General features: G+C 64.3%; 12 protein-coding genes and 1 pseudogene. 11 read left to right on the top strand and 2 right to left on the bottom strand.

What is annotated here, in order from left to right:
- The first annotated feature begins 57 nt into the window (after nucleotides 1–57).
- From ACO2Q5_RS13125 to ACO2Q5_RS13105, 5 genes and pseudogenes are all read left to right on the top strand, one after another.
- Nucleotides 58–2,031, top strand: coding sequence for a potassium transporter Kup (locus ACO2Q5_RS13125; RefSeq protein ID WP_423291722.1), 1,974 nt, complete (start codon nucleotides 58–60; stop codon nucleotides 2,029–2,031).
- A gap of 180 nt (nucleotides 2,032–2,211) precedes the next feature.
- Complete coding sequence (rpoH, locus tag ACO2Q5_RS13120; RefSeq protein WP_423291720.1) at nucleotides 2,212–3,108, top strand: RNA polymerase sigma factor RpoH; 897 nt, start codon at nucleotides 2,212–2,214, stop codon at nucleotides 3,106–3,108.
- Between the two features lie 157 nt (nucleotides 3,109–3,265).
- Nucleotides 3,266–3,961 (top strand): annotated as a pseudogene (locus ACO2Q5_RS13115) (phosphatidylserine decarboxylase); the annotation flags it as partial.
- 17 nt (nucleotides 3,962–3,978) lie between these two features.
- Complete coding sequence (gene pssA / locus ACO2Q5_RS13110; RefSeq protein WP_423291718.1) at nucleotides 3,979–4,752, top strand: CDP-diacylglycerol--serine O-phosphatidyltransferase; 774 nt, start codon at nucleotides 3,979–3,981, stop codon at nucleotides 4,750–4,752.
- Between the two features lie 60 nt (nucleotides 4,753–4,812).
- The gene (locus tag ACO2Q5_RS13105; protein ID WP_423291716.1) at nucleotides 4,813–5,796 is read left to right on the top strand and encodes a Gfo/Idh/MocA family protein; all 984 of its coding nucleotides are present in this window, start codon (nucleotides 4,813–4,815) and stop codon (nucleotides 5,794–5,796) included.
- A gap of 4 nt (nucleotides 5,797–5,800) precedes the next feature.
- On the opposite strand, the gene ACO2Q5_RS13100 is transcribed toward ACO2Q5_RS13105, so the two are convergent.
- Nucleotides 5,801–6,643, bottom strand: a complete 843-nt coding sequence (locus ACO2Q5_RS13100; RefSeq protein WP_423291714.1) for a hypothetical protein — start codon at nucleotides 6,641–6,643, stop codon at nucleotides 5,801–5,803.
- A gap of 115 nt (nucleotides 6,644–6,758) precedes the next feature.
- The gene (locus tag ACO2Q5_RS13095; RefSeq protein ID WP_423291712.1) at nucleotides 6,759–8,585 is read right to left on the bottom strand and encodes a M3 family oligoendopeptidase; all 1,827 of its coding nucleotides are present in this window, start codon (nucleotides 8,583–8,585) and stop codon (nucleotides 6,759–6,761) included.
- Between the two features lie 311 nt (nucleotides 8,586–8,896).
- Here ACO2Q5_RS13095 and ACO2Q5_RS13090 point away from each other — a divergent pair, with 311 nt between their 5' ends.
- The 6 genes from ACO2Q5_RS13090 to ACO2Q5_RS13065 all read left to right on the top strand — a co-directional run bounded on the left by ACO2Q5_RS13090 (nucleotide 8,897) and on the right by ACO2Q5_RS13065 (nucleotide 14,504).
- Complete coding sequence (locus ACO2Q5_RS13090) at nucleotides 8,897–10,312, top strand: circularly permuted type 2 ATP-grasp protein (RefSeq protein ID WP_423291710.1); 1,416 nt, start codon at nucleotides 8,897–8,899, stop codon at nucleotides 10,310–10,312.
- 7 nt (nucleotides 10,313–10,319) lie between these two features.
- The gene (locus tag ACO2Q5_RS13085) at nucleotides 10,320–11,270 is read left to right on the top strand and encodes an alpha-E domain-containing protein (RefSeq protein WP_423291708.1); all 951 of its coding nucleotides are present in this window, start codon (nucleotides 10,320–10,322) and stop codon (nucleotides 11,268–11,270) included.
- On the top strand, nucleotides 11,270–12,088 hold the full coding sequence (locus tag ACO2Q5_RS13080; protein WP_423291706.1) for a transglutaminase family protein: 819 nt from the start codon (nucleotides 11,270–11,272) through the stop codon (nucleotides 12,086–12,088). Before ACO2Q5_RS13085 ends, ACO2Q5_RS13080 begins: the two co-directional genes overlap by 1 nt.
- Nucleotides 12,089–12,116: 28 nt before the next feature.
- Nucleotides 12,117–12,842 (top strand): peptidase, encoded by a 726-nt coding sequence (locus tag ACO2Q5_RS13075; protein WP_423291704.1) that lies wholly within the window; start codon nucleotides 12,117–12,119, stop codon nucleotides 12,840–12,842.
- A gap of 83 nt (nucleotides 12,843–12,925) precedes the next feature.
- Nucleotides 12,926–13,237, top strand: a complete 312-nt coding sequence (locus ACO2Q5_RS13070) for a hypothetical protein (RefSeq protein WP_423291702.1) — start codon at nucleotides 12,926–12,928, stop codon at nucleotides 13,235–13,237.
- A gap of 436 nt (nucleotides 13,238–13,673) precedes the next feature.
- Complete coding sequence (locus ACO2Q5_RS13065) at nucleotides 13,674–14,504, top strand: DUF481 domain-containing protein (RefSeq protein ID WP_423291700.1); 831 nt, start codon at nucleotides 13,674–13,676, stop codon at nucleotides 14,502–14,504.
- Nucleotides 14,505–14,799 lie beyond the last annotated feature (295 nt).

Below are 14,799 nucleotides of genomic sequence, written 5' to 3'. Positions count from 1 at the left end.
TGCGCTGCCGCGGCGGCCCGGGTTGTTCTACACCCTATTCCCATAGCGATCACTGCCATGATCCACGATCCCGTCCGCGCTGCGGACCAATTGCGCCTGCCGCCTTATGACGAAGGCGCGCTCGATATTGCTGACTATCTGCGGGAAGAGGCCGCAGATGACGATATTCACCAGGACGCCACACGGCGTCAGGGCTTTCTGGCCTTGTCCGTGGGGGCCGTGGGGGTCGTTTATGGCGACATCGGCACCTCACCCATTTATGCCTTCCGCGAGGCGTTGCGTGCCACCGGAGGGGAGCCGGGCCGGGCCGAGGTTCTGGGCATCCTGTCCCTGCTGGTCTGGACGCTGATCCTGATCGTCACCGTCAAATATGTCTTCGTCCTTCTGCGGGCCGATAACCGGGGCGAGGGCGGGATCCTGTCGCTTTACACGCTGGTCCGGCTGGCCCTTGGGCGGCGGTCGGTGCCGGTGCTGATGCTGGCCATCGGCGGCGCGGCGTTGTTCTTCGGCGATGCGGCGATCACGCCCGCGATCTCGGTCCTGTCTGCGGTCGAGGGGGCGGAACTGGTCGTCCCCGCGATGGAGGACTGGGTGCTGCCGCTGACGGTGGGCATCCTGCTGGGGTTGTTTGCCGTGCAGCGGCAGGGCACCGCACGGGTGGCACGGCTGTTCGGCCCGGTCACAGTGGTCTGGTTCCTGTCGCTGGCTGGGCTTGGCCTTTGGCATATGGCCGAAAATCCGGGTGTTCTGGCCGCGGTCAATCCGGTCTGGGCCATCACTTTCCTGACCCAGCATACCGCCGTGGCCTTCGCCGTCCTCGGGGCCGTCTTTCTGGCGGTGACCGGGGGCGAGGCGCTTTATGCCGACCTTGGCCACTTTGGCCGCCGCCCCATCGCCGCAGCATGGTTCGCGCTGGTGCTGCCGGCGCTGGTGCTGAACTACATGGGGCAGGGCGCACTGGTGCTGGCCGATCCGCATATGGCCCATAACAGCTTTTTCGGCATGGCGCCCGAGCCTTTGCTGCCGGTTCTGGTGGCGCTGGCCACGGTGGCCACGGTGATTGCCGCGCAGGCGGTGATCTCGGGCGCGTTTTCCATGGCGCGGGGCGGGATCCAGCTGGGCTTTCTGCCGCGGCTGCGCATCCGCCACACGGCCGAGGGGCAAAGCGGGCAGATCTACATCGGTGCGGTGAACTGGCTCTTGCTGGGCGGCGTGCTCTGGCTGGTCTTCGCGTTCCAGTCTTCGGGGGCGCTGGCCTCGGCCTATGGCATCGCGGTGACCGGAACGATGATCCTGACCACGATTCTGGGCACGCTTTATCTGATCCATGTCCTGCATGTCCCGCATGCGGCCGCCGTGGCGCTGGTGATGCCGATTGCGCTGATCGAACTGGTGTTCCTCTCTTCGAACCTGACCAAGGTGGCGGACGGCGGCTATGTGCCCTTGCTGACCGCGGCGATCATCGGCTTTCTGATGTGGGCCTGGTGGCGGGGCACGCAGGCCGTGGCCAGCCGCGCGGCCAAAGCCGCCGTCTCGGTCGACAGCTTTGTCCGGGCCATGCGCAACAGCTCTGCCCACAAGGTGCCCGGCACGGCCTTTTTCCTGACGCCGGACCCGGGGGTGGTGCCTTCGGCCCTGCTGCACAATCTGAAGCATAACCGTGTGTTGCATGAACATACCGTGTTCCTCACCGTCGAGACGCTGCGGGTGCCCTATGCGACCGCCGAAGAGCGGGCCGAGGTTCAGGTTCTGGACGGCGCTTTCATCCGGCTGACGCTGCGCTTCGGTTTCATGGAGACGCCGAATGTATCGCGCGCGATGGCGCATGCGCGGCGCGCGGGGCTGAAGTTCGATGTCATGACCTCGACCTTCTTTCTGGGGCGGCGGCGTCCGGTGGCCACGGGCGGCGGCCTTGGCCTGCTGATGGACAAGGTCTATGTGGCGCTGGCCCGGTTCTCGGCCGATCCGACGGATTTTTATCACCTGCCGCGCGACCGTGTGGTCGAACTGGGCGAAAGGGTGGCGATCTGACCCCTCACGCCGGGCTCATTTTCGCGTGAGGGAACCGTCACATTCCTTCGCGAACGGAGCCCGGACCCCCATTTTGCGTTAGCGTGGTGGCGGTAACACCCTTGAAAGAGGTTGAGCGCACCATATGTAACGCGATCCCCCCGGGGGCTGATGGCACCGGGGGCAGACAGGGGGCAGAGAATGAGCACCTACCAGAACCTTCCCGCACCCAGCCCGGAACAAGGGCTGAACCGGTATCTTCAGGAAATCCGCAAGTTTCCGCTTCTGGAACCGGAAGAAGAATACATGCTGGCCAAACGCTGGGCCGATCATCAGGACCCGCAGGCCGCGCATCGCCTTGTGACCAGCCACCTGCGGCTGGCGGCCAAGATTGCCATGGGCTACCGCGGCTATGGTCTGCCGCAGGCCGAGGTGATTTCCGAGGCGAACGTCGGCCTGATGCAGGCCGTGAAGCGGTTCGATCCCGAAAAGGGCTTTCGCCTTGCGACCTATGCGATGTGGTGGATCCGCGCGGCCATTCAGGAATATATCCTGCGGTCGTGGAGCCTTGTGAAACTCGGCACGACATCGGCCCAGAAGAAGCTGTTCTTCAACCTGCGCAAGGCCAAGGCCAAGGTCGGCGCGCTGGAAGAAGGGGATTTGCGGCCCGAGAATGTGGCCCAGATCGCCAAGGATCTTTCGGTGACCGAAGGCGAGGTGGTCGAGATGAACCGCCGGCTTTCGGGGGGCGATGCCTCGCTGAATGCCCAGATCGGTTCGGACGGCGATGGCGCGACCCAGTGGCAGGACTGGCTGGAGGATGAGGACAGCGATCAGGCCGCGGATTATGAGGCCCGGGACGAGCTGGACACCCGCCGCCAGCTGCTGGCGCAGGCCATGTCGGTGCTGAACGACCGCGAGAAGGATATCCTGATGCAGCGCCGTCTGGCCGATGAGCCGGTGACGCTGGAGGAACTGTCCGAGAGCTATGGCGTCAGCCGTGAACGCATCCGCCAGATCGAGGTGCGGGCGTTTGAAAAGCTGCAGTCGCGGATGCGCGAACTTGCCCGCGGCAAGGGCATGGCCATTCCGGCCTGATCTGATCCTGCCCGTTCCGGAACCAACACGGTGCCGGAGCGGGCAGAGCCGTTGCCCGGTGCTTTCGCCCGCCTTGCCGGGCGGCTTTGCCATTGCCCCGCGGGGGCGGGGACGATAGGGAAACGGCGGCAAGAATACGGCGGCAAGGCAGGGGCGCCCGATGAAGATGACCGACACTTTCCTGAAACCGATGCACCGCGAGGGGATCCCCTTCGTGGCGATCTTTGCGGCGGTGACGGTTGTCCTGTTCCTGATCTGGGAGCCGTTGGGCTGGATCGGCACCGGGCTGACGGTCTGGTGCTATTATTTCTTCCGCGACCCGAAACGGGCGGTGCCGGAAAACCGCGGGCTGATGGTCAGCCCGGCGGACGGCATCGTCAGCATGATCGTGCCCGCGGTGCCGCCGGTGGAGCTGGGCCTTGGTCCGGCGCCGATGATGCGGGTGTCTGTCTTCATGTCAGTGTTCAACTGCCATGTGAACCGCGCGCCGATTGCGGGCAAGGTCACCGCCGTGGCCTATCGCCCGGGCAAATTCCTGAACGCCTCGCTGGACAAGGCCTCCGAGGATAACGAACGCAACGCCCTGGCGATCCAGATGGACGATGGCCGCCAGATCGCCGTTGTGCAGATCGCGGGCCTTGTGGCGCGGCGTATCGTCTGCTGGACCAAGCCCGGTCAAAGCCTGCGCACCGGCGAAAGGTTCGGCCTGATCCGCTTCGGGTCGCGGCTGGACATCTATCTGCCCGACGGGGTGGAGCCGCAGGTCGCCGTGGGGCAGACTGCGGTGGCGGGTGAGACGGTGATCGCGCTGGTCGGGCAGGAGGCACCCGCCCGCGCCGCGCGGATGGAGTGAGAGAGGCGGAGGCGCGGATGGACCCGGAGTTTCAGGACGATCTTCCCCCCTCGCCCCCGGCCGAGCCGGAGCGCCAGCTTCTTCTGCTGCGGCTTTTGCCCAATCTGATTTCCATTCTCGCGCTCTGCGCCGGTCTGACGGCGGTGCGCTTTGCCGTGGATGGCAATATCGGCACCGCGGTGCTGCTGATCGCCGCTGCCGCTTTTCTGGACGGGCTGGACGGGCGGTTGGCGCGGATGCTGCAAAGCGAAAGCGCCATCGGGGCAGAGCTGGATTCGCTGTGCGATTTCGTGAATTTCGGCGTTGTTCCGGCCTTTGTCCTCTATCTCTGGGGCCTGCGGGGCGAGGTGGCCTTCGGCTGGATCGCCGTGCTGATCTATGCGGTCTGCTGCATGCTGCGGCTGGCGCGGTTCAACGTGGGCTCACGCAAGGCGGACCCGACCGAGAAGACCACTTTCGTGGGCGTTCCCTCGCCCGCGGGGGCAATGCTGGCGCTGCTGCCGGTCTATCTGGCCAATGTTACCGGGCTGCGTATGCCCGAAGAACTGGTGGCGTTGTGGATGGTGGGCGTGGGTGCGCTGATGATCAGCCGGCTGCGCACGCCCAGCCTGAAACGGGTGCGGGTGCCGGCCTCTTATGTGCCCTTCGTGCTGGTCGCGGGGGTGGCGGGGGTGGCGGCGGTCATCACCTATCCTTGGGTCACGCTGCTCCTCTTCTCGCTCGGCTATCTGGCCGCGCTGGTCTGGGCTTTGGTCAGCCCGGTCCGGCCGGAAACGCCGAAGCCGCTCTGACAGGCTTGCCCGCCGCCGAGGCGCGGCTTAGCCTCGCCCCGGGAACAGGGGGAGACGGGGATGAAAACCATCCGTTGGGGCATTCTGGGGGCCGCAAATTTCGCGCTGAAGCATATGGCGCCGGCGATTCATGCTGCCGAATGGGCGGAATTCGCGGCGCTGGCGACATCTTCCCCCGACAAGGCCGCGCCTTTCCGCGCCTTCTGTCCGTCGCTGCGGGTCCATGACAGCTATGAGGCGCTGCTGGCCGATCCGGCCATTGATGCGGTCTATGTCCCGCTGCCCAATCACCTGCATGTGGACTGGACGCTGAAGGCGCTGGCGGCGGGTAAGCCGGTGTTGACCGAAAAGCCCATTGCCCTCCAGGCCGCGGAAATCGACCGGATCATTGCTGCGCGCGATGCCAGCGGCTGCCTCGCGGCTGAGGCCTTCATGATCCTGCACCACCCGCAATGGCAGCGCGCGCGGGAGTGGGTCATGGGCGGGGAGATCGGCGAGGTCGTCCATGCCGATGCCGCCTTCAGCTTTCGCCTGACCGATGGCGGCAATATCCGCAACCGGCCTGAAACCGGCGGCGGCAGCCTGCGCGACATTGGCGTCTATACCTTCGGTTCCGTCCGCTACATCACCGGGGCAGAGCCGGTCGCGCTGGAGGCGCGGCTGCTGCGCGACAACGGGATCGACAGCTTTGCCCATGTCTTCGGCACGATGCGAGGGGCGGGCGAGACCTTCACCTATGCCTCCACCACCTCGATGCGGGCCTATAACCGGCAGGTGGTGACGGTGCAGGGCACGAAGGGCATGGTCCGGCTGGAGGGCGGCTGCTTCAATGCGGGCGTGAACGATCTGGCCGCGGCGGAACTGCATGTGCAGGGCAACCGCGTGATCCGAGACCGCTTTTCGGCGGTGAACCAGTATCGCCTGCAGGTCGAGGCGTTCGGGCGGTCCATCCGTGACGGCGTGCCCTATGCCGTCCCGCTGGAATTCAGCCGCGGCACGCAGGCGATGATGGATATGGCCTACGGGGCGGCAGAAGACATCTGAGCGGTCATTCCTGACGCGCACTGCGCTGTGCCATGGCCTCGCGCCACGCGCGCAGATCCTCGGCCGAAGTGCGCGGCGTCGCGGCCGGTTTCCTGCGGGCCTGCCGCTCTTCGGCCTTTTCCCAATACAGGACGGCGGTGGTGAAGAACCAGCTTGAGGCCCAGAGCAGGGCAACGAAGATGGTCAGCGTGTGGCCGTAGCCAAGCAGAGCCCCGTCAAGGCGGCCGCTGCGGATACTCTCGATCCCGACCCTGAGGACGCGTCCAAGGTCCCCGAAACCCACAAGGACGCCCAAGAGCAGGAACCAGACCAGCAACGGGACGCAAAGGCCAAGCATCCCCTGGCCAAGCCCGAAGAGCATGCCCCGTGCCCCGCCCCCCTGTGCCGCAGCGGCGGTCATGGGCACGGTCAGCACGCTGGACAGCATCAGCTTGGGCAGGATCAGCAGGAACAGGACGGCGCCCGCTGTCGGCGACAGCTGCAGGAATTCGGCCTTGAGGGCCGGCTCATTCACCGCGAATCCCGCGATCCTCAGACCCTCGATGATGGCATATTCGGCCAGCCCCGCGACCATGCCCCCAAGGATCACGATGACACTGTAAATCAGCGCAAGGGTCGGCAGGCCCGGGAACAGGATCGTTCCGGCATGCCCGCGCGCCACCAAAGCACACCGCAGTCCGATCAGCGTCATGCCTGCGGCACATGCACCGGGAAGGAGCAGGCCAAGGACGGGCACAAAGGCCAATACCGTGCAAAGCACGGCGGCGATCGCGAGCAGGGGTGTCATGAGCAGATAGCGCCAGAATGTCAGAAACGACAGCGGCAGGGCGACAACGAAACGCGGCATAAGGTTTTACCAGATCAGGGGGGGCACGGCCGCACCCTGATCCGGGAATGTGTTTTTTCGGGATTCCGGCGGGCTTTAGTTGTGAACCCGATGCCCCGGTGCCCCGACCGGGGCGTCACACCTCCAGCGCCTCCAGCTCGTCGATGAAGCCCGCGATCATGCTGAGGCCCTTGTCCCAGAACGCGGGGTCCGAGAGGTCTAGGCCGAAGGGCGCCAGCAGTTCCTTGTGATGCTTTGATCCACCTGCCTTCAGAAGGTCGAAATACTTGTCCTGAAAGCCCGGCAGGCCATCGGCATAGGCGGCATAAAGCGCGTTCACCAGCCCGTCGCCGAAGGCATAGGCATAGACGTAGAAGGGCGAGTGGATGAAATGCGGGATATAGGCCCAGAAGGTTTCATACCCATCCATGAAGTCGAACGCATCGCCCAGGCTTTCGGCCTGAACGCTCATCCAGATCGCGTTGATGTCGTCCGGGGTCAGTTCGCCCTCGGCGCGGGCGGCGTGCAGCTTGCATTCGAAATCGTAGAAGGCGATTTGCCGCACGACGGTGTTGATCATGTCCTCGACCTTACCGGCGAGGAGGGTCTTCTTCTCGGAGGGCGTCTTTGCCGCATCCAGAAGTTTGCGGAAGGTCAGCATCTCGCCGAAGACCGATGCCGTTTCGGCCAGAGTGAGCGGGGTGGAGGACAGGAGTTCACCCTGTCCCGCGGCCAGCACCTGATGGACGCCATGGCCCAGCTCATGCGCAAGGGTCATCACATCACGCGGCTTGCCCAGATAGTTCAGCATCACATAGGGATGGACCGTCGTCACCGTGGGATGCGCAAAGGCCCCCGGTGCCTTGCCCGGCTTCACGCCTGCGTCGATCCAGCCCTTGCGGAAGAACGGCTCGGCCAGCGCGGCCATTTCGGGTGCGAAGGCGGCATAGGCCTCCATCACGGTTTTTTCCGCCGTGGGCCAGTCCACGGTCTTCGGCTTTTCGATCGGCAGGGGGGCGTTGCGATCCCAGACCTGCAGCCGGTCCAGCCCCATCCATTTCGCCTTCAGCCGGTAGTAACGGTGCGAGAGTTTGGGATAGGCGGCGACCACGGCATTGCGCAGCGCCTCCACCACTTCGGGCTCCACATGGTTGGACAGGTGGCGCGCGGTCTGCGGCGTGGGCATCTTGCGCCAGCGGTCCTCGATCTCCTTCTCTTTGGCCAGCGTATTGGTGATGCGGGCGAAGAGCTTGATGTTCTTGTCAAACACCTCGGCCAGCGCACGGGCGGCGGCCTCGCGCTTCGTCCGGTCTGTGTCGGTCAGGAGGTTCAGCGTGGATTCGAGGTTCAGTTCCTCGTCCTCGCCCGCGACGGTGAACATCAGCCCGGCGGTGGTCTCATCAAACAGCTTGTTCCAGGCGCTGGCGCCGACGACCGACTGGTCATGCAGGAATTTCTCCAGCTCATCCGAAAGCTGGTGCGGCTTCATCGCGCGCATCCGGTCGAAGACCGGCTTGTAACGGGCCAGATCGGCATTCGCGGCCATCAGCGCCTGATAGCGGTCGTCCTCGATCCGGTTGAATTCAAGGCTGAAGAACACCAGCGGCGTGGTGGCGGTGGTCACCGCATCCTGCGCATCGGCCATGAACTTCGCGCGTTCGCTGTCCATGGTGTTCTGGTAATAGCGCAGGCCCGCGTAGGACATCAGCCGCCCGGCGGTGATGTCGATCTTTTCATAGGCGTGGACGCAGTCCAGCAGGGCTGCCGCATCCAGCGTGGCCAGCTTGCCTTCATAGGCAGTGGCGAAATCGGCGCAGGCCTTTTCCAGCCAATCCATGTCTGCGGTGAACTCGGGGCCGTCGGGTGTGGGATAGAGGTCGGTCAGGTCCCAGTCGGGCAGATCGCCCAGACCCTTTCCGCCGGCATTGGCGTCGAACAGGGGGCGGGGAAGGGGAAGGGTCATGGCGGCACCTGTCTTGGTTCTTTCGACACCCTAGTCACGGGCGAGGGCGGATCGCAAGGCGGGCTGTCCCTTTCCTCGGGTGACAGCGGCCCCCGGAGCGACCGGGCGCGACCCCGGAAAACCCGTCTGTCGGATGAAACTTTGGGCGGAATCGGGCGTTCAACCGGGGGTAATGCAGGGTGGTTCGGGTGAATGCGCAAAAATCAGGCAGTTTGACACTGCCCAACCGGGATTTCGGTAACCCTCCCCTTTACCCTTTGCGGGATGCACGATTGGATGGGTCCAGCAGAGTGCCAGTGGGAGCCGGGGGCATGGGCGCCTTTTTCGACGAAATGAACGGAACCGGTGGCGGGGTGCGCGTGCCCTATGCCCGGCTGCAGGACTGGGTGCAGTCGATGCCGGTCGAATTGCGCACCCTGAAGCAGGCCGAGGCCGAGGCCTTGTTCCGCCGCATCGGCATCACCTTCGCCGTCTATGGCGAAGGCGGCGATCCCGACCGGCTGATCCCGTTCGACATGTTCCCGCGGGTATTTTCCAATGCGGAATGGACCCGGCTGGAACGCGGCATCAAGCAGCGGGCGCGGGCGCTGAACGCCTTTCTGGTCGATGTCTATGGCCGGGGCGAGATCGTCCGCGCGGGCCGCATTCCGGGCCGTCTGGTCTATCAGAACGAGGCCTATGAGAAGGCCGTGGTCGGCTTCGTGCCGCCGAAAGGGGTTTACTCCCATATCGTCGGGATCGACCTTGTCCGCACCGGGCCGGATGAATTCTTCGTGCTGGAGGACAATTGCCGCACGCCCTCGGGTGTCAGCTACATGCTGGAAAACCGCGAGATCATGATGCGGATGTTCCCGGAGCTGTTCCGCGAAAACCGGATCGAGCCGGTGGACAGCTACCCCGAAATCCTGCGCCGCACCTTGGCCAGCGTGGCGCCCGCCAAATGCAAGGGCGATCCGACCATCGCCATTCTGACGCCCGGCCATTTCAACAGCGCCTATTACGAACACAGCTTTCTGGCCGATCTGATGGGCGTGGAGCTGGTCGAGGGGCAGGACCTGTTTGTCGATGGTGAGTTCGTCTACGCCCGGACCACCGAAGGGCCGAAGCGGGTGGATGTGATCTACCGCCGGATCGACGATGCCTTCCTTGATCCTTTGTGCTTCCGCCCCGATTCCATGCTGGGTGTTCCGGGGCTGATGGACATCTACCGCTCGGGCGGGGTGTCGATCTGCTCGGCGCCGGGGGCAGGGGTGGCCGATGACAAGGCGATCTATACCTATGTGCCGGAAATGGTGCGCTTCTATCTGGGGGAAGAGCCGATCCTGAAGAATGTGCCCACCTGGCAATGCGGCAAGATGGACGATCTGAAATATGTCCTCGACAAGCTGCCGGAGCTGGTGGTGAAAGAGGTCCATGGCTCGGGCGGATATGGTATGCTGGTGGGACCCAAAGCCGCAAAGGAAGAGGTGGAGCGGTTCCGCGCCAAGATCCTGGAAAACCCCGGAAATTACATTGCGCAGCCGACGCTGGCCCTGTCCACGGTGCCGACCTTCGTGGATGAAGGCGTGGCCCCGCGGCATGTGGACCTGCGGCCTTATTGCCTTGTGGGGGAACGGATCGAACTGGTCCCCGGCGGGCTGACGCGGGTTGCGCTGAAAGAGGGCAGCCTTGTGGTGAACTCGTCGCAGGGCGGCGGGGTCAAGGACACCTGGGTTCTGGCGGAGTGACACGGAAATGCTGAGCCGGACCGCAGACAATCTTTACTGGATCGCCCGTTATATGGAGCGTGCGGATACCGCCGCGCGCCTTCTGGAAGTGGGGAGCCGGATTTCCCTCATCCCCTCGGCCCATGGCTACCGCAGCGAATGGGACAGCCTGTTGCAGGCCAGCGGCATGGCCGAAGGGTTCCTGCGCAAATACGGCGATCCGGTGCAGCGCAATCTGGAAAGCTGGCTGTTCTTCGACCGCGACAACCCTTCGTCCGTGGCCAGCAGCATCACCGCGGCGCGGGAAAACGGCCGGATCGTCCGCACCGCGCTGACCACGCAGGTCTGGGATGCGCTGAACACCGCGTTTCAGGAATTGCGCGTGCTGGAACGGAAGGAGCGGTCGCGGCTGGAACTGTCGGAACTGGTGGATTGGGTGACCCGGCAGACCGCCATGGTGCGCGGCGCCATCGACGCCACGCTGCTGCGCAATGACGGCTACAGCTTCCTGAACATCGGCTATTATCTGGAGCGTGCCGACAACACCGCCCGGCTGATGGATGTGAAATACTACGTCCTGTTGCCGCGGGTGGAATTCGTGGGCTCGGGCCTCGACAATTATCAGTGGTCCACGCTTCTGCGCGCCATGGGGGCGCAGCGGGCATTCCACTGGGCCTATGGCGGCGAGGTGACCTCGGCCAAGATCGCGGATTTCCTGATCCTGAACCGGCAATGCCCGCGGTCGCTGACGACCTGCGTGGCCGGGATCGAAAACCACCTGTCGCGGCTGGCCAAGGCCTATGGCCGCGAGACCGAACTTCAGGACCGCGCCCGCGCCCTGCTGGCCGCGCTGGAGGCCGAGACGGTCGAGCGGATTTTCGAGGAAGGCCTGCACGAATATCTGTCCCGCTTCATCGGAGAGGCGGCGGAACTGGGCGGCGCCATCCATGAAGTCTATCTCAGCGGGGAGATGCGCTGATGCTGCTGAGCGTGGATCACGTCACCCGCTATGTCTATGACCGGCCGGTGCGGTCGCTGGTGCAAAGCCACCGGCTGATGCCTGCCAACAATGCGTCGCAGACAGTGGACAGCTGGGAGGTCACCGTTTCTGGCGGGGTTCCGGGCGCACAGTTCCGCGACGGTGCGGGGGATTGCATCCGCGGCTGGACCGTGGCCGGCCCGGTCAGCGAGGTCATCGTCTCGGTCAAGGGCGTGGTGCGGACGCTGGACACTGCGGGCGTGCTGCGCGGCCATCGGGAAACCGTCATGCCTGAGGCCTATCTGCGCGACACCGCCGCGACGGAGCCGAGTGCTGCGCTGTTCCAACTCGCCGACAGTGCCGAGGGCGAGGAGATCCTGACGCTGGCGCATTCGCTTTCGGCCAAGGTGGCGGCGGCCATCGCCTATCGCCCCGGCGCGACCGAGGCGCATACGACTGCGGCCGAGGCGCTGGCCCTGGGCGAAGGGGTCTGTCAGGACCATGCCCATGCGCTGATCACCTGCGCGCGGCTGCGGGGAATACCGGCACGTTACGTCTCGGGCTATCTGTTCGCAGATGCCGAGGGCAACGAGCATGAGGCCGCCCATGCCTGGGCCGAGTTGCATGTGCCGGGGCTGGGCTGGATCGGCTTTGACGCCGCCAACAAATGTTGTCCCGATGATCGTTACATCCGCATCGGCAGCGGCTTTGATGCGCAGGATGCGGCACCGATCCGCGGTGTCGCCCGCGGGCTGGCGCAGGGGCAGGGCACGGAATCGCTGGAAGTCGCGGTTGCGGTCCAGTCGGCCGGTCAGTAGGGTCGCGGCGCGTCAATCGGGGCGGAAGATGACTTATTGCGTGGGCCTTCTGTTGAATGAAGGCATGGTGTGCCTGTCGGACACCCGCACCAATGCGGGGCTGGACAATATTTCGACCTACCGGAAGATGTTCGTCTTCGAAAATCCGGGGGAGCGCTGCTTCATCGTCATGACGGCGGGCAGCCTTTCGGTGACCCAGACCACCATCGCGCGCCTGCACGAGGCGATGGACGACCCCGAGGCGACGGCCGAAACCTCGGTCATTCTGGCGCCGACCATGCTGAAGGTGGCCGAGATCATCGGCAATACGCTGGCTGCGGTGCGGACCGAGATTCAGGAAAAGCTGTCGGCGCAAAACCAAAGCGCCAGCGCCAGCATGATCGTGGCCGGGCAGCGCAGCGGCGGGGGCATGCGGATGTTCCTGATCTATCCCGAGGGCAATTTCATCGAGGCGACCGACGACACGCCTTTCCTCCAGATCGGCGAGCATAAATACGGCAAGCCCATCCTTGACCGGGTGGTCCGCCCCGATACCAGCCTGCACGACGCGCAGAAGGCGGTGCTTTTGTCGATGGATTCGACCCTGCGGTCGAATCTCTCGGTGGGCATGCCGCTGGATCTGGCGGTGATCGAACGGGATTCGCTGCGCGTGACCATGCGCCGCCGGATTGAGGCCGGGGATCCCCAGTTCCGCGCCATGAGCGAGGCCTGGTCCAATGCGCTGCGCGAAGGGTTCAGCCGGATCTCGGTCTGAGGCGCCTTGCGCTTTCTGTCGCAGGGGCTTCACAGATGCGGCGGCGCGGCATAGCCTTTCCTGATAAGTGGGAGAGTCGCGCCATGCCAAAGCTGATCCGCCTTTATATCCAGTCTGTCGCCATCGGCTTCGGCCTTTCGGCCGGGTTCCTGATCATGGTGCTCTGGCTTGATCTGGCGGGGATCGGGCATCTGATCCTTGGCTCTTCGATGGGGCTGGTGGCGGCAGCGATGATGTTCGTGTTCTTCGGGGTGCTGTTTGCCGGGGTGCAGTTCGGCCTGCGCATCATGATGATGGCGGATGCCGGGGACGGACCGAAGGGCGGCCTGCGTCAGCACAGCCAGCCTGTTCCCGTTCGTGTGGGGGCCACGGCCCGCCCGATGCGCCGCCGCTGAGTCGTTTTCTTCTTCGCTGGGGCTGTCAGCCGCCCGCACCAAAAAGGTGCGGGCGTATCTGTTTGCGCTAACGGAATTTCAACCATCGGGCATTTTCTGTGGCGGGTTCCGGCCATATCCCGATCACGCATCGGCGGGGTTTCGCACCTTGTGGCGGAGACGCAACGCGGGCTGTGGCCACGCCACGGCGAATGCTGCCGGATCGGGCAAAACCTGATTTTGCGGGAGTGGAGGCAACCGCCTGATTTCCGGATATTCTTTCGGAATGGCGGTGCCAGAAGTTCGCCGCAACGCGGAAATCAAGCATCGGTTCCGGGGGAAATTTTGGGCAAAAGCGTCATTCCCTGCGGATATTCCCTTTCTGCGTCAGATCCTTAGATCATCGTCACCAAGCCGCGGTGCCTGCGCTGCGGTGTGTGATGTGAAAGGAGTGACCATGAAAAAGTACCTGCTTCTGGCCTCGGCCTCGGCTCTGTCCCTGACGCTGACCGCCCCCGTCTTCGCCCAGACCGACCTGACCGGCACCAGCGCGCTGGATGACCGTCTGGACGATATCGAAGAAGACGTGACCACTGAACTGACCCGCTCGGAAGATGCGGCCCGGTTCGGCAATCCGGAATACAAGCCCGGCCTGTCGGGCTCGGCCTCGCTGGGGTTCTCTGGCAAGACCGGCAACAATGAATCGCAGGATCTGGCGGTTGGTATCCGTCTGCGCTACTCGCAGGGCCAGTTCGTGCAGACCATCGGCGCCGCGCTGGACTATTCGGAAGCTGACGGCCAGTCGACGAAGGAAGATGTGTTCGCCGTCTATGATGCGAACTACTACTTTAACGACAGCTTCTATGCCTTCGGTCTGGCCCGTCTGCAGACGGACGGTCTGGCAGATGAAGCGGGTGAAGTGCGCCGCGATGGTTTCATCGGCTTTGGTCCGGGCTACCGCGTCGTGAACACCCCGGACATGACCTGGCGGGTTCAGGCCGGTATCGGCATCAGCTATCTGCAGGACGGTCTGCGCGATTCGACCACGGAAACCGGCTACCTCGCCTCGTCGCGGTTCTTCTACAAGATCAACGAGAACGTCTTCGTCACCAATGACACCGACGTTCTGAAGTCGGACACTGCGCTGCGGGCGAACAACGATCTTGGCGTGAACTTCAAGATCACCGACACGATGTCGACCCGCGTCAGCTATCTGACCGAGTACAACGACAACCGCGATATCCGCACCGACAACAAGCTGGGTGTGGCCATCGTCTTCGGGTTCTGATCCCGGTCGACTTTTCCCTCATCCCCGCAAGGGGACGACTTTCGGGGCGGAGCAATCCGCCCCTTTTTTCATGGCAGCATGGTGTCATGCGCGGTTGCGCCGCACGGGCGGGCAATCCAAGGCTGGAACAGGCGAAGGGTGGCGGGCCCGCAGCGACCGTGGGCGGTCGGGGATTCCCGAGAGCCAGAGGTCTCAGGTGGGCGCCAGATACCCGGACCAGGATCCGGGCAGAGCCAGCCCCCATTCAGGTGCTTATAGGCCAGTGGGAAAAGGACCCCTCACGCGAAGAGCAGCA

It is taken from the genome of Neotabrizicola sp. VNH66 (assembly GCF_049445895.1).
Lineage (GTDB): Bacteria > Pseudomonadota > Alphaproteobacteria > Rhodobacterales > Rhodobacteraceae > Pseudogemmobacter.
Note: the sequence above shows the minus strand (reverse complement) of the source record. Positions and strands in the feature narration are given on the sequence as shown.